The sequence below is a fragment of the Pseudomonas fitomaticsae genome (genome assembly GCF_021018765.1).
GTDB classification, from domain to species: domain Bacteria; phylum Pseudomonadota; class Gammaproteobacteria; order Pseudomonadales; family Pseudomonadaceae; genus Aquipseudomonas; species Aquipseudomonas fitomaticsae.
Genome location: NZ_CP075567.1, coordinates 4,968,900 through 4,985,673, shown reverse-complemented (window position 1 = coordinate 4,985,673; position 16,774 = coordinate 4,968,900). Strand labels below are relative to the sequence as shown.

Genomic DNA, 16,774 nt, shown 5'->3' with positions numbered 1-16,774 from the left:
GGTTATTTTGAGCCCGATTTACCTGAAATCATTCTTGCTCCGCTCATCAACTGAGAGGTCCCGTTAGAACTCGCTGTCTGCGCAGCCTGGGTTCCCCGGCTGAGCATTCCTTCTACACCCGAACCTACGCTATACCCAGCCCAGCTCATTGCGGCTAGAAAGACCATCGGCAGTACGATGAACATCGCCCCCATCACATACTCTATCACCTGCGCCGTGACGGTCCCGTCCATAAAACCGGATGTGGGCAGCGACAGCAGCACCTGATTGGACGCCGACACTTGGTTGTACAAGGTATCGAGCATGCTGGAGTCGACCCAGCGGGCCAACTCCCACCAGAAGGTCAGCATGTGCAGCGTGAACAGCGCGAACGTCACCGTCATGACGGTCTTTAGCTGGTAGGTACTGACCAGTAGGATCAGCGGCAAGCTGATGATGACGCCCATGATCAGGAAGGCCTGCACCATCGGCAGGGCTGCGCGTAGCGCGTTCATCGCCGGGAAGTTGCTGAAGGAACCGAGGGCTAGCCCAGTGTTGGTCGCCAGGTTATTGAGCCCCTGATTGATCGACCCACCGCGAGCACTGGAGCCATAGTCCTGGTACACCTGTCCGGGCGACATGGACATCGATTGTTGGCGCGGGCTGACCAGTTCGCGCAGGGTGGCATCCTCAATCTCGTTACTCGAACGGCCAGTCAACCAACCTTTTAGCTGAGTCAGCAGCGAAGGATCGACCTGCTTGATCAAGCGTTCGCGCAACCCGACACCACTGTCGTTCCACCACTGTTTGCAAGTGGGGTAGCCCGCGCCATTTTCCAGCCGTGGCAAGGAAATATCGCGGGTTTCATCATAGGGCCAGCTGACTCGCGGTGTCCGTGAGCGATCGGTGTCGTAGTAGCCGGGAGTGTCGAGAAAATAGCTTGAGCCGATCCAGGACGCATCATGACTTTGTGCCTTGTCCAACTGAGGACGGTTGGTGAACAGCCGAGAACGGGAATAGCCGTAGCAGTCGCGAGTGAAGTCGGCGACTTCCTGTAGCAGTACCTGGTTATCGATGCGAGAACTGTCGATCTCCATGCGCATCTGCCGGATGTCCGGTGCGCAGGGGATGGAGGCGGTGGCCGCTGCGGTCACTCCTTTACTCAAGGCGTGCACCAGAAACCACCAGATTGGCACGTTGGCAGAGCGTTCACCGATGGTGTTGAACGTGGTGCCCCAAGCGGTTTCCGCTGGCTTGGCCACGCTGACACCGCAGCGTTGGCTCGCTGCATCGTCGAACGCCATTGAAGCGAGGTTTAGCGGAAAGACCGGCGCACAGCCGAACAATACGACAATGTAGGCCAGCCAAAGCCGGTTCTCGATTCGAGGTACCGAGAGCAATCCTTTGTTGCCTTCATCCGCGCCTTGCTGACGGGCCGACAACCATTCTTGCAAGATGATTGCACCAAAGGGGGTGGCGAACAGGCCAGTATCGGACAGGACGTTCCAGATACCGTTGTTGATGATCCAGGCCAGCAGCGAGAGGTAAAACTCCAGGTAGCTGTTGGTGCTCATGAGCATGGTAGTGACCTCACAACCGAGTGAGCTCGACGCAGGTAAAGAGCAAGAGCCCTAATGTCCCGGCGCGCTTCACGCGCAGTCGGTCCTGAGGTCGATGTCGATAGCGCCTCAGCAGGTCCCACCAGAGTGCTAATAGGACGCCGTAGAGCAAGGCTCGCCACCACCGCAGGTAAGGCCGTATCGATTCCAAGGCTTGCTGCCAGACCTCGAAACTGCCCAGCGCAGTGCGGCCGATCCAGGCGATCAGTGCGGCGGTCAGGATCATCCCTGCGGCGATCCCTAGACTTGAAAGCAAAGTGAATAGCAGCGAGCGTTTCATGGCTCACTTGTGCCTGGCGTCAGCGTCGTTGAGTCGGCCAGGTTCGGGGTCGCCTTGCTCGACGGTGCGCGACGCATCGGCACCTCCGGCATGCCGATCGAGCACGAGGCTGGCGGTATTGGTTGTGAGCATCTGCCGGATCTGCAACTCGGTTTGTAGCAGGCGTATCTCACGCTCCAGTGTGTCGATGTTTTTCGTCAAGGCCGTTTGGGCCGGTTCGGCGGAAGCGATGTTAGGTTCGTGGCTGCCTGCCAGCAGCGTGCGCAATAGCAGGAGCGCTTTGTCGAGCACGCTGGACAGGGCCGTCTCACTGGCCAGGCGCCGCGCCAAGAGTTCCTGATCAGGATCGTCGCGCAGGGCTTCGATCACACCACGGGTCACCGGCAGCATCGGGCTTGAGGCTTTGCCCAGATTGTCAGCGTTCGGCGGCAGAGATCCGGACAGTAATCCTTGCAGGGTTTTGAGGTGTTCACTGTAGGCCTCTTGGATCAGCGGCGTCAGTCCGATGCCAGCGGTAGCCCGCAGAGTCTCGCAGGTGTCGCAGGTTGCGACTTCGGTCTCGCCCAACACTCGAACAGCCCATTCGGATTCCTCTTGGGGTGAGGTCCATGCCTGGCAAATAGCGCCGCCCAGGCAATCACTGCTACTGATCGAGGCGCTGTCATCCACGGACCGGTTATGCAGCAGGTTGTAGCCCGCCCGCACCACATCGGAGGTTGCCCGGATGGGTGTTTGTCCGCTACCTCCAGCCTTCTGCCCGCCGACCCAAGACACCCCATTGTTGCCGTTACGGGCCTCGGTGTTTTTCACCGCAGCCACCGCGTCACCGCCGGTTTGTTCGAGGTTGCCCTGCATTTCCTGGTTCTTGGCCAATGCGCCCCAGCCGGCTTGACCGACCTTGTCCGCCATCTTCTCAGCCATGGCTTGGCAGGTCAGTTTGGAGCGGTCGAAGTCGATACGTCCCTGCAGCACCCCATTACTGAGCAATTCATAGAGACCGGGATTGGCGCGCTGAATAATCAGCGCCGGCAGTGACATGACTGCTTGGGTCGCGTTCTGCACGATGCTGCCCATAATCTGCTGGAAACCTTCGGTGACGCCGTTTAGTTGGTTTTGCAGAGTGTTGGTGAGGCTCATGTTTCCGCACATCATGTTTGCTTGCCAGGATCCGCCGACACCGAGCCCGTTGGGGCGATAGAGCGAGCTCGGCGAGCCCGCTGCCGAGCCGCCACCGATGGTGTACATCACCCGGTCGTCGAGCACCTCACCTTGAGTGCCTAGACGGTAATCGTCCTCGGCGGCGTCGGCATGCGTGGCCACGGCGAGCAGCCCGCAGAGCAACAAACTCATCGGGCCCAACCATGGTCCTGTAAGAAGCGGACTCATGAAGCACCACCTTCGAAGTCGATGCTGAACAGGAAGGTCTGTCCCTCACGCTTGCAGCAGCTATAGGGGCGCCACAGAGACCAGGCGTAGCCGCCATCCGCGCTCTGCACCGGATCGCTGGGGAAGATGGCACATGTTGGCTGAACCAGAGGGGAGAGCAATTGCCATTTGTGGCTCGAAGCTTCGTTTTCAACGATTGGGCCAGGCGGCCAATAACCATCGCGTGGTACGGGTATGAGCGGGAAATACACGTGCGGTTGCCAGTTGCGGGTAATGACATCACCCGCCCGCTGCGCCATTACCGCAGCGGCTTTGAAGTCGTCGGGTTGCACCAAAAATCCTTGCCGGGGATAGACGTTGCCCCACATGTTTCCCGCGAGCTGACGACCGATTTCACGGATCCCAGGCACGAGCGACTCGGGGTAAAGGCTTTCCGGGATGCCATGACGCCAGGCCAGTGAGTCCAAAGTGCTCAGGTAGTAGGGCATGAACGCTGTGGCGCCGCTGGCGCAGGCATAGCCGGACTGAGAAGCCAGTTGCGTGGCGGCCCAGCCTCCGGGATGGCCAATGCCATCAACATTTTTGAAACGAGGCAGGTTATCGCGCTGGGTGTTCGGCGTGATCAGGTTACCGCCACCTTCCGCACCGCTGATGGGAGAGGAGAGAGCGGCCATCTCGGTCCACGGATTGCTGCCGGTGGTGGTATAGCTCGAGACCACCAGTTCAGGAATGAAATGACGGACCTTGGTTGAAGTTTTAACCGTGCAGCCGAAGGGGGTGCAGAGCAACCAGAAGCAGATGCCGACGACTCTGTACTCGAGGCAGTCTGGAGAAAGTACGGAGGCGGTAATGCTGTCGGTATCCAGCGCCACGCTTGACCCGGATGCCAGCAGAATGCTCAGCACCAAAGGATGTAACTTCTGGGGCGAAATGTGCGGGCAGGCAGCAGACATGATCCAGGCTCTGGTTGTATGGCCTGGACAGGTTCAATAATCGAGATAGGGGTGTCAGTAAGAAAGCCGAACGCAGGATCGTCGGTTTAGGCAAACTTGAGGTGCTAGACGTCCATGTCATCATCAAAAGTACTCTCGCTCCCGCACTCGCTCTGCTCCGTCCTTAGCTACCTGTACGTATCTTATTCCACGACCGTGTACGGATTCTGTCGATATCCATTGGCATGGCTTCCAGAGAAAATAATTTGCCCATCATTTCAGGGTTAGGGTAGACCTTGGTATCGCTCTTGATCGCCGGGTCTACCAACTTGTCAGCTGCCGCATTGCCATTGGCGTAATGTACGTAATTAGTGATATCGGCCATCACTTCCGGGCGTAGCAGATAGTTCATGAATGCGTAGCCGGCTTGTTCGTTAGGGGCTTCGGCGGGCATGGCGACCATGTCGAACCAGATGGCGGCGCCTTCCTTGGGAATGTTGTAGCCGATGTTCACACCGTTCTTGGCTTCCTTCGCGCGGCTTTCAGCCTGCAGGATGTCGCCGGAGAAGCCGACGGCCACGCAGATATCGCCATTAGCCAAGTCGGCGGTGTATTTCGAGGAATGGAAGTACGCCACGTAAGGACGCACTTTCATCAGCAGGTCCTCAGCCTTTTTGTAGTCCTCGGCTTTTTTACTGTGGTGTGGCAAGCCCAGATAGTTCAACGCGGCCGGTAGTAGTTCCGGGCCGTTGTCGAGGATCGCCACCCCACATTTCTGCAATTTGGCCATGTTCTCGGGCTTGAAGATCAGGTCCCAAGAGTCCACCGGGGCGTTGTCACCCAATGCCGCCTTGACCTTATCAATGTTGTAACCGATTCCAGTACTGCCCCACAGATACGGGAAACCGTGGGCATTCCCCGGGTCATTGGTTTCCAGGGCCTTGAGCAGTATCGGGTTGAGGTTCTTCCAGTTGGGCAACTGGCTCTTGTCGAGCTTCTTTAGCGCCCCGCCCTGGATCTGCCGGGCCATGAAGTGGTTGGACGGGAACACCACGTCGTAGCCGGATTTACCGGTCATCAACTTTCCATCAAGGGTTTCGTTGCTGTCGTAGACGTCGTAGGTGAACCCGATGCCAGTCTCTTTCTCGAAGTTCTTGGTAGTGTCCGGCGCGATATAATCCGACCAGTTGTAAATCCTAACCGACTCGGTAGCTTGACTGAGGGTGGTAATGAGCAACAGGGGTAACAGCGCAATGGCTCTCATGATCTGGTTTCCTGGCGATTTTAGGGCTGTTTTTATGGCAGGCGATCAAAGAGTTAGAGGATCAATACATAGGTCTTGCGCACCGATTCCAGAACGTTCCAGATACCAGCACTGTTGGCCGGCAGCATCAATGCGTCGCCAGCTTCGATGTGTATGGTTTCACCATTGTCTGGAGTGAAAGTGCAGCGGCCTTTGACGAAGTGGCAGAACTCTTGGCTAACGATTTGGCGCCGCCAGAGCCCGGGGGTGCATTCCCAAATACCGGTTTCGACGCCATCGCTGCGTTCCACGCTTAGGGTGGACGCCACAGCCACTGGCTCGCCCAAGGGCACGGCGACTGGGGATGAATATGGCAAGTGACTGCTTAGAGCATCTTTGAAGTGAGTGATATTCATGGTCATACCTGTAGTAGTTGAGACGACTTACTGCATGAAACCTTCCATGAATCCGGCAATTCCACTGGCCATGCGTCGACGCCACGACGCAGTGCCGGGGTTGGCCAGGATCTGGTCTTCATGAACAAAGCTATGAATAATCGCGCTGTAGCCCAGCCAACGGCAGGGTTCCCGTTCCCAGGCCTTTAGGGTGTCGAGATTGCCTTGGGGAATGACCCAAGGCTGGCGAATTAGAGGCGTCTCAAGACCCAGGATCAGGTCCGCCAGGGTCCGACCGCCGAGGTTGCTGGCGCCTACTCCCTCACCGCCGTAACCGCCGGACAAAGCAATGCCTGATCGGTGGTCACAGAGCATGTGCGGCCTGAAACGACGTGACATGGCTAGATTGCCGCCCCAGGCGTGAGTAATGCGAACATCCTTGAGCTGAGGAAACAGCTCGCCGAATAGATAGCGGCGCAGATCTACTTCGTTATCAGTCAGGTCAAAGTTATCTCGCAACTTACCGGCAAACTGATAGCCGCCACGGGCCCCAAACACAAGACGATTGTCCGCTGAGCGCTGGCCATAGGTGACTTGTCGGCTGCTTTCGCCAAAGGCTTGGCCTCGGCTTAGGCCAATTTCATCCCAAATGTTGGCGGGCAACTGCTCGGTGGCGACGATCAGGCTTTGCACCGGCAATTGATAACGTCCCAACGGCGGCAGAGTTGGGGCATAGCCCTCGACCGCAGGCACTACCCAGGAAGCGCGGACTACGGCTTTGTCAGTGCGCAAACTGCCGGATTGCCAGTGGGTCACTGGACTGTTCTCGTAGATGTTGACCCCCATCTGCTCGACTATCCGTGCCAAGCCTCGAACCAGTTTGGCTGGATGAAGGGTTGCGACATGAGGCGCGAAGATGCCACCGTAAGGTTTGGCGATGCGGATCTGCTCGGCCAACTGCTGTGGGCTCAACCAGCGATAATCGGCTTCGGTCAGGCCTTGGGCATAAAGATCATTGAGATGCTTGCGTAGGCTAATCTCCTGTTCCGGATAGCGGGCTGCGCAATACAACACTCCACCCTTGCGGTAGTCACAATCAATGCCTTCGCGTTCGATGACCTGAGCCACTTCATCGGGGATGCCGTGCAGTAAGTCGAAGGACGCGCGGCGTTGCTCGAAAGACAAACCCGCGAGCAAACGGTTCTCACCCAGCAGATTGCCCATCAGCCAGCCACCGTTGCGGCCCGAAGCGCCAAAGCCTGCGGTTTGCGCTTCGATGATGGCAATCTTCAGTTCAGGCGCCTGGCGTTTGAGGTAATAGGCGGTCCACAACCCGGTATAGCCAGCGCCGATGATCACGACGTTGACGTCCAAGTCGCGCTCCAAGGATGGTCGACCCACCAGCGGCTCTTCCAGCTGGTCCATCCATAAGCTGATATTGCGCCATTGCAGCATGCCCAGCTCCACCATCCGACCTTGATGGCGTGATCTTAGTGTTTGGGCTCCGGGAGTGTCTTGCGTGCGTGCACGCAAGAAATTTGTTTGACGTAGGCCTTGGGCGACAGCCCAGTGTGCTGACGAAAGCAACTGTAGAACGCCGATAGCGAATTGAAACCGGCGGCGAATGCCAATTCATCTATGCGGATTGGAGGTGGCGTTTTGTCCAAGGCCGCCAGCAAATGCTGCAGGCGTGCATGGTTGACGTAACGATAAAAGCTTTGCCCTAGCACCTGATTTAACAGGTAGGAAATTTGGTTACGGCTATAGCCACATTCCTTGGCTACCCGTTGTAAGTCTAGCTCGTGGTCCAGGTAGGGTTGCTGATCTTGAAAGTACTGTTGCAGGTCTTTGGCCATATAGCCCAGCTGGTGGGGCGACAAACCAAGTCGGCTGACCGTTGGGCGTATGGCCTGGGAGGGAGAGCGGTTGGTGGGATGCTCATGCACCAGAGATGCATATTCATTGACGCGCCAGATCAAACCGTCGCGCACGGTGATCGCCTCACTGGTGCGAAACGAAACCAAGCCCTGACCACCACGAAGAGTGATGCAATACTGGATGAACGCCGTATCACCATCGACCCGGATACGGTCGCTGTGCTCGATGTTCTCGTCGGAGCCACGGGGCATTGTCTCTTGCAGATACTCACGTAGTCCGTCGAACGTCACCACTCGATTCTGAAAGAAATCGTGGTATTGAATTTCAGGATGGTAATGAGCCAGAACCCCTTCGAGGTTCCGGTTTTTCCAGCACAGGTGATGATCCAGTACCACATCGCCTGTGGCCTGGGTTTGCGCGCGATCATCGTCTGGAGCTATATCTGGCATAAAACGCTCCGCTCGGGGCTGGTGACCCTGGATTTTGCCCAACTGTACGAGGCCCTTCAATGACCCACTGGACAATTTGGATGACGTTTTAGGGCAGGAAGGTCTATCAACGGAAAAGCGCCGAACGGCTGAAATCCGGCGTGCGATGCGTCATCGGTATAGCGGCAGTGCAGAAAAAAAGTGTTGAGTGATGATCTAGTGATCCGATTTGGAGGGCAAAATCGGCCTTGGCCACGTGACCCAAGAAGATCGGGCTGTCTCTAGCTTAGTTAAAGCTTAGCCGGATCCATGGAAACGCCGCTCCCCAGCTCTTCACGAAGTTTCGCCAGACGCGTACCCTCCCGGGCCGTTAAAGTGAAGAGTTGTTCCGGATCTTGGGTGCGCAGCCGCAAAGCCATCGCCTCGATACCTTCGGCCACTACAATTTCCCGACTGTTATTTTTCAAACCGTTCAGAATCAACTCCGCAACAGTCTCCACTGCCATACCGTGCTCAATATTGTCATCGGAACGGCCTCGCGAAGCACCGTTGCCTTCAAGTGAGTTAATCGCAATCGACGTCCGCACTGATCCTGGCAGGATAACACTCACGCGAATGCCATAGGCCTCTTCGACTTCTGCGCGCAAGGCATCGAAGTAACCGACGACGGCATGTTTTGCCCCGCAATAACCCGAACGCAGTGGCGCGCCGACTTTGCCGGCAACCGAGCTGACCACTGCGATCTGTCCGCTACGCTGCTCAACCATCAGCGGTAGCAGCTGTCGGGTCAGCGCCACGGGGGCAACGTAATTGACCTCCATGAGCTGGCGATAGACGGCTAGGTCGGTGTCCAACGCAAGGCTTCTTTGACTGATGCCGGCGTTGTTGATCAAGCGGTCTACTCGGCCACGCCAGTTCCAGGCGCGCTCTACTAATTCGGGAAGCGCGGCATAATCAGTGGTGTCGAACGGTAGGACGAGAGTGCGATCCGGCGCCAGGGCTGCAACTCGATCAAGTTCACTGACGCGCCGCCCGGAAAGAATCACCCAAGCGCCATCGCGCAAAAATGCCGCGGCCAACCCTTCACCGATACCCGAGGACGCGCCGGTGATCCATACAACTTCATCTGTGAATGACATACATGATTGCTCCAGGTTGAAATCAGGATGACGCAAGGGTTGGACTACGCAGCATGACCAGGCCACCCAATGCCATGAGGGCGGTCATTGCGTAAAAGCCGAGGGTAAGACTACCCGTGCCATACAAGGTGGCACGCTGAAAAGGAGGGTAATTTTTTGAGCCGGTGGACACTGCAAGGAATCTTGCATTCAGCGAGTTTTTTACGAAGGGTGATTGGGAGGCGCACCTTTGTGGGACTACATTATGCCGGCTGACAGAAGAGAGATAACCATGCTTGCCTACGACCAACTCCTGAAGCAGATGGCCGAGAACCAGTGGTTCGCTGGCCTTGCACCTGACGTGCAACAGGAAATGCTCGTCGACAGCCGAATCCAGCGTCTCAATCCCGGAGAGTTTCTCCTTCGCCAAGGCGATGCGCCGGGCTGTTTCTATGGATTGGTCCACGGCGCGCTTAAGGTGTCCAGCTTAGGGGAAGATGGCAAAGAAGCGATTTTGACGGTGTTTGAAGTGGGTAATTGGTTCGGTGAGACGTCATTGCTCGACGGACTGCCGCGGATGCACGACATGAGCGCTGTGACTGCGGTCGAAGTGCGCTGCATTGAGCCCGCAGATTTCGAACGCCTGATGAGTAACAACGGTTTCGCACGGGCGATCGCGGCACTGCAAGCCATGCACTCTCGTCTCGTCTACAAAATGCTCGAAGACAGCATGCTGCGTTCGACCCGCATGCGCATCGCTCGTCGACTTGATCACCTAGCCCACGGCGATACATCTTTGTCGCTGAATGAGCGTCATGTCCTCAATATCACTCAGGACTCGCTGGCCATGATGCTTGGCATCACCCGGCAAACCCTTGCACTTGAGCTCAAGTCCATGGCAGGCGAGGGGGCGGTAATTCTAAAATACGGACAGGTTCAGATCGCATCGTTGGCAAAATTGAAGGCGATGGCGTCTGGATTGTGAATCGCGCTGTTGGTATTTAATGATGTCCGTGTCACTTGATCCCTCGCATCTTATCGATCCGTTCAGCTACTCGGTAAGCCGCTTCTAATTCCGAGCAGCCGGTGCTCTGCATCAGTCTCCAGCGCTCGGCCTTTTCCTCAGGCTCCGTCATGGCCAGGGCGAGGTAAAGACTGGGCGGCACGGCCCGAAACAGTGTTTCGAGCTTCTTCGACAGCACGACCCCCTCGGTGTATTTACCCGGCTCCTTGCTGGCGGAGAGCAGCAAGGCTTTCTGTGCCGATGTGAGCTTTTTGAATCGTGCGATTTCCTCAATCTCTGCGGGCGGCATGTTCAAACAAATCCACCATTCGATCATGTTGAGCATGGTCTGCGCGGCAGTGGGAAAGTCGGCAAGGTTTTGCGTCGCCATCCAGAACCAGGCACCGAGCTTGCGCCACATCTTCGTGCCTTTGACCACGAACGGTGCCAGCAAGGGGTTCTTGGTGATGATATGGCCCTCGTCGGTGACCATGATGATCGGTCGCCCCAGGTACTGGTCGCGCTCGGCAAGGTTGTTCACGGTGTTCATCAGGCTGATGTAGCTGATGGACATCTGTGCCTCGTAGCCTTCGCGAGCGTAAGTGGCCAGGTCGACAATGGTCACATCGCTCTCGGGCCAAGGTGCGCCCTCGCGATCGAACAATTCACCCTCGAAGCCCTGACAAAACAGGTCGATGGACTCACCCATTTCCTGGGCACGCTCACGACGTTTCTCCGGCAAGCGCGTGTCAGCAGCGACGCGCAGCAGGGCGTCGCGCACGTCGCGAGTCAGTACCTGGTGACCCGCCGCGACGCACGTCTGCGCCGCATCCAGAAGGCACTCGCGGATCAAGCTGCGATCGGCTCGACTCAGGCGCGCCTCTTCCTTGGCCTCGCCGCCGGTGATCATCAGGCGGGCAGTGATTTCCAGTTCGCCTAGAATGTCGCGTTGGTTTTCGCTACTGGCTACCGTCTCATCGTCGAGCTCATCGATCGACAGACTCGCCACCTGATCCGGCTGCTCGACCAGGCGCGAGGCATCGGCGAAAGGGGCGAGGCTGATCGCGGTACCAGGTTTCAATTGGACCATGTTCGTCGACAGGTCTTGCATCGCGAAGTAGTCGCCCTGCAAGCCAAATGAGTTACCGGCCTCGACGATAAACAGGCGGGGGCGGTACACCGCCATGACCTGCATCAGTAGGGTGACCAAGGTGGCCGACTTACCGGCGCCGGTCGGGCCGAACAACAGCAGATGGCCGTTCATAGCCCGGTCTAGTCGTGACAACGGATCGAAGCTCAACGGCGAGCCACCACGATTGAACAGAGTGATGCCCGGGTGGCCAGTGCCAGTGCTGCGGCCCCACACCGGAATCAGGTTTGCCAGGTGCTGGGCGAACATCAGGCGGGTGTACCAGTTGCGTGTGTCGCGGGCCGGGTTGTAAGCCATCGGCAACCAACGCAGATAACTGTTGCAGGCGGCCACTTCATCGCCTTCGCGTACCGGTTGCAGCCCCGCGCCCAACAGCGCGTTGGCCAGGCTGACCGATCGCTGGTGCAATTGCTGTTCATCGTGACCGCGCACGTAAAATGCCAGGGTGCCCCGGTATAGCTTGTGCTGACGGCCGATGATCGCGCGAGCCTCTTCAACATCCTGGCGGGTCTGGGTCGAGGCCAGGTTTTCACCGATGGCTTTGCGCGCCAGACGGTTCAGCTGCTCCTCGAGCACATCTTGGGGTTTGACCACCAGGGTCAGACTCATCACCGTGCCTTCGGGTAACTGGTCGAACAGCGCATTCACCGCGTCGCCCTTGCGAGTTTCACCATTGAGTTGACCAATCAAGGGAGGCCGCCGCAGTTTGTCCACCACCATGACCCGATGGGGTTGTCCATCGAAGTACCAAAGTCCCTGTTGCACATCCGAACGCGGTTCGTTGAAAAACAGCCGCTCGGAGAAGTCGTGGTCGAAGGGTAACTCCAGCGACTCGCCATCACTTGACTCCGGATAGGCCACGCATTGGTAGAAATCCTCGGGCGCTTCATCCGTGAGCCTGGGCGCCGGATTGAACCAGGGCAACAACCAAGCATACAGACCGTGGCCATCGACTCGCGCCGATTGCACCCCGCATGCCTGCAACGAAGCCACGATACGTTCGCAAGCCTGTTGCAGGGATTGCGCCGGGGTAAGTCCCGCCTCCTCAGCGCCAGACTCAAGCCAGCGATAGATCACCAGGCGCACCCGTCGGTTATTGCCACGCCAGGGTAGGCGCGTGACGGCCTTGTCCTCGAACAGACCTCCCGGCTTGGCGATGGCCTTCAGATGACGACGACTGAGTTCCAAAAACGTTTCGGTGAAGACCGTACCTCGCGCGCTGTCCTGAATATAATCGGTGAGCCGCGTCAAGTAAGGGGTGAAATCGTTGTCGTCCTGGCAGAAAAACTGCGCCACCCAAGGCGCTTGATCCAGTTCGTCAAAGCTATCCTGCAGGGCGTCTTCGAGTGCATCGCGGGCGGCCATCAGCCAATCGGGTTCGCGCCCTTCGGTACCGATGGGCAGTAACTCGAACACCGCTCCCACCGAGCGATTGTCATCCAGCAGGAAACACTGCTCGGTGTCGAGGTATTCGACCCAAGGCAGATGATCGGTGAAGCTGGGGTTGTGTGCATACAGTGCAGCTTCATCGGCCAAGGTGGCACGAGGGCGCAATGGGTGGCGCCAGGCTTTCCACGCAGAAGTGCGGCTGCCCGAATCGCCGGTACGCACTACAAGTCTTCCTGACGTTCACCCGGCAATGCGTACTGCACCCGTTGGTAGAACGGAAAGACCGTCGAGTAACCTGGGATCGGTGTCTGTTCGGTACCACTAAGGTGCGGATACACGTACAGCACCAGATCGGGATTGGGCAGGCGAGGGAACAAATTGTGGATCTCGTTCGCTGCGGTGCGCGTATACGGTTCCTGGAGAAGCGCGGAGAAATCCGCCTGAGCCAGCGGGCGGCGTAGCTGCTGCCGAGCATCTAACAGTTGCTGCTGAGTGCCTTGCGAACCGGCGCCGTTCCAGATGTCCAGCATGGTTTGCTCGCCATGGGGCAGCAGCGTTTCTTTGTCGGTGGAACACCCAGCCAGGCCCCAGCAGAACACGCTAATCCAGATTAGGTAGGGAGGCATGATCTTTTTCATGGCGAACACTCCGGCCCTTGGGCTCGTAGTCGATGGTAATTTCATGGTCGAGGTGCAGCGCGACTTGGGCGGCCGGTGGCACGTACACGGCAGCAAAGGTCTCGCCATAGAGTTTGTTGATCCACTCACGGATGTCGCTGACCCCACCGCTGAGAATTGAATTCAGCGCGCTATTGCTACTGCTGCTGGTGACCCCGAGCGTACTGCCGCCCGAACTGATCACGCTGTTGTTGTTCTGCTCATCCCCGAGCAAGGCGGCAACACCGGCGCCGGCGGCAGTGATTAAGCTCTGGCTACCAAGGTACTGTTGGGCGTTTGAGCGGCGCTCACCGGCAATGCAAGGAATGCCATACGGATCGGACAGGTAACCGAGTCCGCCACGAATCTTGTCGGTATTCGAACTCTGGGCGGTGGAGGCGTTGCGGCTGGCCACTGCCTTCGGCTGAGGCACCGTGCGGATAGTGCCGTCGGTAAACACAAAGGTGATTGACTCAACCTGTCCGCGTACGCAAGACAGGGTCCAGTCACCGGACGCGGTGCCGCTCATTACAGCGCCCGCAACATCCGGCAGATCGATGCCGTTGGCGGTCAGGTTCTCTGGACCAACCAGCACCTTGAAGGGGTAGGGATCATTCACGGTGCCGTCCACTGGGACTCGGCCGATCAACGCAGTCATGGCGACCGAACCCATCAATGTCGCGTTTTCCGGAATGGTGTAGATCGGCTTCGCATCTTCGGTACGGTCAGCGGATCGCGAAAGGTCACGCTCACCCTTGGTGGCCTCGCGTAACTGCTTCTGGCTGCGGTCGATGGCATTGTCCTTCAAACCCTCCAGTGAGTTGAAGGCAGTAGGCAGACTCAGGTCGGCCGCGGTCTTGGTTTTGCCCTGGGGGGTGGTGGGCAGAGCATCCGAGGGCTCAATCCACTGCAGTGCATCATTGGTAGAGTGCTGCCCTTCGAACTGGGCACCGTCGTTCGGCTCAAGCCCCAGTCCGATCGGCATATCCTTGTCTTTGCCGGTCAGCCCCGACAACTGCTCCTGCAATTGCGTCAGCAGACCGCGAGCCTGACGACTGTCTTGTTCTGCTTTGAGTCGGGCCTCGTTGGCTTGTCGGCGGCCTTCGTCGACCTGCTGCGTTACGCTGCCCAGTGCGGTCTGGATACGTGAGTCGACACTGTTTTCCCGCTCGCGCAGGCGATTGTTCTCCGTCAACAAGGAATCGTTGTGTTTCTTCAAACCGAGCATGTCGCTGCGCATGGCTTTCACCTGGCCGATCAGGGTGGCGACCGTGTCGCGTGGAGTATCGCCCGCAATACCGAGCGACTTGGCTTGCTCGGCGGATAACTGAATGTCACCCTGATCAACTGGGTTTGCTGGAGAGGGCGTGCTGCTACCCGCGACCCAGGTTTTCAGGATGATCAACACCACGGCCAGCAGCGCAGCCGGTACCAGCCATTTGAGCAAGGCGTTAGCCTTCATCGTCAGCACCTCGCGCAATGGGCGGGAGCAGCATGGCTTGTTCGAGGCCGGCACCGCGAGTGAGGAGGTAGGCGATCGTAGTGTCTTCAGCGCTGCCGACAGGCCCGAGGAAAGCGTGCTGGAAGGTCGCGGCGAACAGCTTGGCCTGAAGTCGGCGTGGGTCGAGTTGCACCGTCTCTGAACCACGATTGCGCAGCTTCACGGCCGTCACCCAGTAATCACCGAGTCGCCAGGCGGCGATGGGTGTGCTGGACACGTTTTCGGTTGGCAGCAGGGTTGGCAGTTCGGTACGCAGCATGAGCGGGACGCGACGCACACCGGGCAGGGACTCCACGGTGCGTAGCGGCGAATACAGGCTTTGCGCGGCGTAGCGCGTCAAAGCGACTGGGATTGGCGTACGTTCTGGAACAGGGACGGTGCCAGATTCAGCCTCGGTAGGCTGTCCCTGAGCATTCTTGATAATACGCACGGGTTCCAGCGGTTGCTCGCCAGGCGTGGCTGCAATGTCCAAGAGGATGATCTCGCCCGTCGCGACCGATTGCAGTTGTAACCGGGTAGGTGCAATGGCTTCTGACGCGCGTAGGTACAGCGTGCCACCGGTTGATTGCACGCGCAGTTTGCCTGTCAGAGTTGAGGGCAGCCCGGCTCGAACATCCTCATCGATAAAGACCACTCGTTCCTGATTGATCACCAGCGGGACCGCGAGAGGGAGGCGTTCCCAGCGCATCAACTCGACGGCCTGCGCTGCAACTCCCCATAGCATCAGTGCGATGGTGAGCCCCAGGGTAGAAATCCGCGTCATGGCTCACCTCCAGGAAGAGCGATTTTTTGCGGCGTGCCCTGATAACAGTCCAGTGCCAGCCCCCATTTATTGCGTTCGGGGTCCAGATCAAAACGCACCACGCGTAATGGATAACGCACCACCACCCGTTTCACCGGTTCGGCGGCGTAATACTCATCGGCGTTGAGGTCGAGCGTGACCAGCCAGCTGTCGCGATCGAGCTGCTTGACCCTGAGTTCCGGATCTTCGCTGTAGCCTCGGCCCAGAATTTCGTAGACGCCACGCACCCGCTGGCGGAGTTCGCCGGCGGCCTTGCGGTATTCGTAGTCGCCATCGAGGAAGGCCTTGCAGGAGGGTGTCAGGTAGGACTGCAAACCATAGATGGCGCGGCGATAATCCTGCTCGCCATCCGAGGGCCAGCGGTTGAGTTGGCCAAAGATGTACATGGCAAAGGCATAGACATTCTCTGAGGGGATATCCCACCACTTGCGCGTGCTGCCTGAGCGCAGATCCGGTGGTACATGCACGGTCAGATCGGTCGGTGCCGAGCGCCAGCCGTACCAGAGCCCGGCACAGACCAGGGCAAGGATCATTACCGCCAGACGCAGGCTGAAGATATGAGCCTGTTGGGCATCGACCTTGTTCCTGAAGCGGCTCATGGCTGCCACCGGGACAGGGCAGGGCGCAGTCGCCGCGAACGGCGAACCGTCCAGGTACCGGAGTGGAGAATCAAACTTCCGCGCCCCAGGCGCCAACGGCTGGCGAGTACCCATTCGAGTTTGCGGTACAACCAGGTCTCGGGGCGAGCCCGTTTGGCCCGACGCAGTAGTGAGCCACTGGCAAATAGCACCATCGCCATGCCTGCGATCATGCTGGTTGGAGCCACGGCAATGGAGGAGGTGGCTATCGCCAGAGGAACACCCAGCACTAGGCCGGTAAATGCGCCAGCACCGAGCGCGACCCACATCTCATCATTGGTCAACCCTCGCAATACGGCGGGATCACGATTGAGTCGCTCAGGGAGAAAGACCAAGGTGCCGTCGGCAAGGCGTTCGATAGTGTCGTTCATGTCGAC

At 58.2% G+C, this 16,774-nt stretch carries 15 protein-coding genes and 1 pseudogene; 1 reads left to right on the top strand and 15 read right to left on the bottom strand.

Annotated elements, in window-relative coordinates:
• Window positions 1–2 precede the first annotated feature (2 nt).
• The 9 genes and pseudogenes from KJY40_RS22520 to KJY40_RS22480 form a co-directional block, all read right to left on the bottom strand.
• On the bottom strand, window positions 3–1,559 hold the full coding sequence (locus KJY40_RS22520) for a conjugal transfer protein TraG N-terminal domain-containing protein (protein ID WP_220556832.1): 1,557 nt from the start codon (window positions 1,557–1,559) through the stop codon (window positions 3–5).
• Window positions 1,560–1,569: 10 nt separating this feature from the next.
• On the bottom strand, window positions 1,570–1,878 hold the full coding sequence (locus KJY40_RS22515; RefSeq protein WP_217856104.1) for a hypothetical protein: 309 nt from the start codon (window positions 1,876–1,878) through the stop codon (window positions 1,570–1,572).
• A gap of 3 nt (window positions 1,879–1,881) precedes the next feature.
• The gene (locus KJY40_RS22510; protein WP_230732945.1) at window positions 1,882–3,264 is read right to left on the bottom strand and encodes an integrating conjugative element protein; all 1,383 of its coding nucleotides are present in this window, start codon (window positions 3,262–3,264) and stop codon (window positions 1,882–1,884) included.
• On the bottom strand, window positions 3,261–4,217 hold the full coding sequence (locus KJY40_RS22505) for a TIGR03756 family integrating conjugative element protein (RefSeq protein WP_220556830.1): 957 nt from the start codon (window positions 4,215–4,217) through the stop codon (window positions 3,261–3,263). The genes KJY40_RS22510 and KJY40_RS22505 overlap by 4 nt, the downstream gene beginning before the upstream one ends.
• A 163-nt stretch (window positions 4,218–4,380) precedes the next feature.
• Window positions 4,381–5,460: a polyamine ABC transporter substrate-binding protein gene (locus KJY40_RS22500; RefSeq protein WP_220556829.1), complete on the bottom strand. Its 1,080-nt coding sequence runs from the start codon at window positions 5,458–5,460 to the stop codon at window positions 4,381–4,383.
• Between the two features lie 53 nt (window positions 5,461–5,513).
• The gene (locus tag KJY40_RS22495; protein ID WP_220556828.1) at window positions 5,514–5,855 is read right to left on the bottom strand and encodes a cupin domain-containing protein; all 342 of its coding nucleotides are present in this window, start codon (window positions 5,853–5,855) and stop codon (window positions 5,514–5,516) included.
• Between the two features lie 27 nt (window positions 5,856–5,882).
• A complete protein-coding gene (locus KJY40_RS22490; RefSeq protein ID WP_220556827.1) occupies window positions 5,883–7,289 on the bottom strand; it encodes an NAD(P)/FAD-dependent oxidoreductase in 1,407 nt (468 codons plus the stop codon).
• 51 nt (window positions 7,290–7,340) lie between these two features.
• Window positions 7,341–8,161, bottom strand: a pseudogene (locus tag KJY40_RS22485) (helix-turn-helix domain-containing protein); the annotation flags it as partial.
• Window positions 8,162–8,430: 269 nt separating this feature from the next.
• The gene (locus KJY40_RS22480) at window positions 8,431–9,279 is read right to left on the bottom strand and encodes an SDR family NAD(P)-dependent oxidoreductase (protein WP_220556825.1); all 849 of its coding nucleotides are present in this window, start codon (window positions 9,277–9,279) and stop codon (window positions 8,431–8,433) included.
• Between the two features lie 271 nt (window positions 9,280–9,550).
• On the opposite strand from KJY40_RS22480, the gene KJY40_RS22475 reads away from it, so the two are divergent.
• Window positions 9,551–10,243, top strand: a complete 693-nt coding sequence (locus KJY40_RS22475) for a Crp/Fnr family transcriptional regulator (RefSeq protein ID WP_220556824.1) — start codon at window positions 9,551–9,553, stop codon at window positions 10,241–10,243.
• A gap of 31 nt (window positions 10,244–10,274) precedes the next feature.
• Here KJY40_RS22475 and KJY40_RS22470 read toward each other — a convergent pair whose 3' ends face one another.
• The 6 genes from KJY40_RS22470 to KJY40_RS22445 are packed head-to-tail and all read right to left on the bottom strand — an operon-like array spanning window position 10,275 to window position 16,768.
• Window positions 10,275–13,022 carry a conjugative transfer ATPase gene (locus KJY40_RS22470; RefSeq protein ID WP_220556823.1) on the bottom strand — a complete coding sequence of 916 codons (2,748 nt, stop codon included), beginning with the start codon at window positions 13,020–13,022 and terminating at the stop codon, window positions 10,275–10,277.
• Window positions 13,022–13,438 (bottom strand): TIGR03751 family conjugal transfer lipoprotein, encoded by a 417-nt coding sequence (locus KJY40_RS22465; protein WP_220556822.1) that lies wholly within the window; start codon window positions 13,436–13,438, stop codon window positions 13,022–13,024. Before KJY40_RS22465 ends, KJY40_RS22470 begins: the two co-directional genes overlap by 1 nt.
• Window positions 13,401–14,918, bottom strand: coding sequence for a TIGR03752 family integrating conjugative element protein (locus KJY40_RS22460; protein ID WP_230732944.1), 1,518 nt, complete (start codon window positions 14,916–14,918; stop codon window positions 13,401–13,403). The genes KJY40_RS22465 and KJY40_RS22460 overlap by 38 nt, the downstream gene beginning before the upstream one ends.
• Window positions 14,908–15,720, bottom strand: coding sequence for a TIGR03749 family integrating conjugative element protein (locus tag KJY40_RS22455; RefSeq protein ID WP_230732943.1), 813 nt, complete (start codon window positions 15,718–15,720; stop codon window positions 14,908–14,910). Before KJY40_RS22455 ends, KJY40_RS22460 begins: the two co-directional genes overlap by 11 nt.
• A complete protein-coding gene (locus KJY40_RS22450) occupies window positions 15,717–16,358 on the bottom strand; it encodes a PFL_4703 family integrating conjugative element protein (RefSeq protein WP_220556819.1) in 642 nt (213 codons plus the stop codon). Before KJY40_RS22450 ends, KJY40_RS22455 begins: the two co-directional genes overlap by 4 nt.
• On the bottom strand, window positions 16,355–16,768 hold the full coding sequence (locus KJY40_RS22445) for a TIGR03750 family conjugal transfer protein (RefSeq protein WP_220556818.1): 414 nt from the start codon (window positions 16,766–16,768) through the stop codon (window positions 16,355–16,357). Before KJY40_RS22445 ends, KJY40_RS22450 begins: the two co-directional genes overlap by 4 nt.
• Window positions 16,769–16,774 lie beyond the last annotated feature (6 nt).

Coding starts and splice junctions, on each gene's coding strand:
- KJY40_RS22505 (WP_220556830.1), bottom strand. CDS start 4,217: ATGTCTGCTGCCTGCCCGCACATTTCGCCCCAGAAGTTACATCCTTTG.
- KJY40_RS22510 (WP_230732945.1), bottom strand. CDS start 3,264: ATGAGTCCGCTTCTTACAGGACCATGGTTGGGCCCGATGAGTTTGTTG.
- KJY40_RS22455 (WP_230732943.1), bottom strand. CDS start 15,720: ATGACGCGGATTTCTACCCTGGGGCTCACCATCGCACTGATGCTATGG.
- KJY40_RS22495 (WP_220556828.1), bottom strand. CDS start 5,855: ATGAATATCACTCACTTCAAAGATGCTCTAAGCAGTCACTTGCCATAT.
- KJY40_RS22445 (WP_220556818.1), bottom strand. CDS start 16,768: ATGAACGACACTATCGAACGCCTTGCCGACGGCACCTTGGTCTTTCTC.
- KJY40_RS22490 (WP_220556827.1), bottom strand. CDS start 7,289: ATGCTGCAATGGCGCAATATCAGCTTATGGATGGACCAGCTGGAAGAG.
- KJY40_RS22475 (WP_220556824.1), top strand. CDS start 9,551: ATGCTTGCCTACGACCAACTCCTGAAGCAGATGGCCGAGAACCAGTGG.
- KJY40_RS22500 (WP_220556829.1), bottom strand. CDS start 5,460: ATGAGAGCCATTGCGCTGTTACCCCTGTTGCTCATTACCACCCTCAGT.
- KJY40_RS22460 (WP_230732944.1), bottom strand. CDS start 14,918: ATGAAGGCTAACGCCTTGCTCAAATGGCTGGTACCGGCTGCGCTGCTG.
- KJY40_RS22520 (WP_220556832.1), bottom strand. CDS start 1,559: ATGCTCATGAGCACCAACAGCTACCTGGAGTTTTACCTCTCGCTGCTG.
- KJY40_RS22515 (WP_217856104.1), bottom strand. CDS start 1,878: ATGAAACGCTCGCTGCTATTCACTTTGCTTTCAAGTCTAGGGATCGCC.
- KJY40_RS22480 (WP_220556825.1), bottom strand. CDS start 9,279: ATGTCATTCACAGATGAAGTTGTATGGATCACCGGCGCGTCCTCGGGT.
- KJY40_RS22450 (WP_220556819.1), bottom strand. CDS start 16,358: ATGAGCCGCTTCAGGAACAAGGTCGATGCCCAACAGGCTCATATCTTC.
- KJY40_RS22465 (WP_220556822.1), bottom strand. CDS start 13,438: ATGAAAAAGATCATGCCTCCCTACCTAATCTGGATTAGCGTGTTCTGC.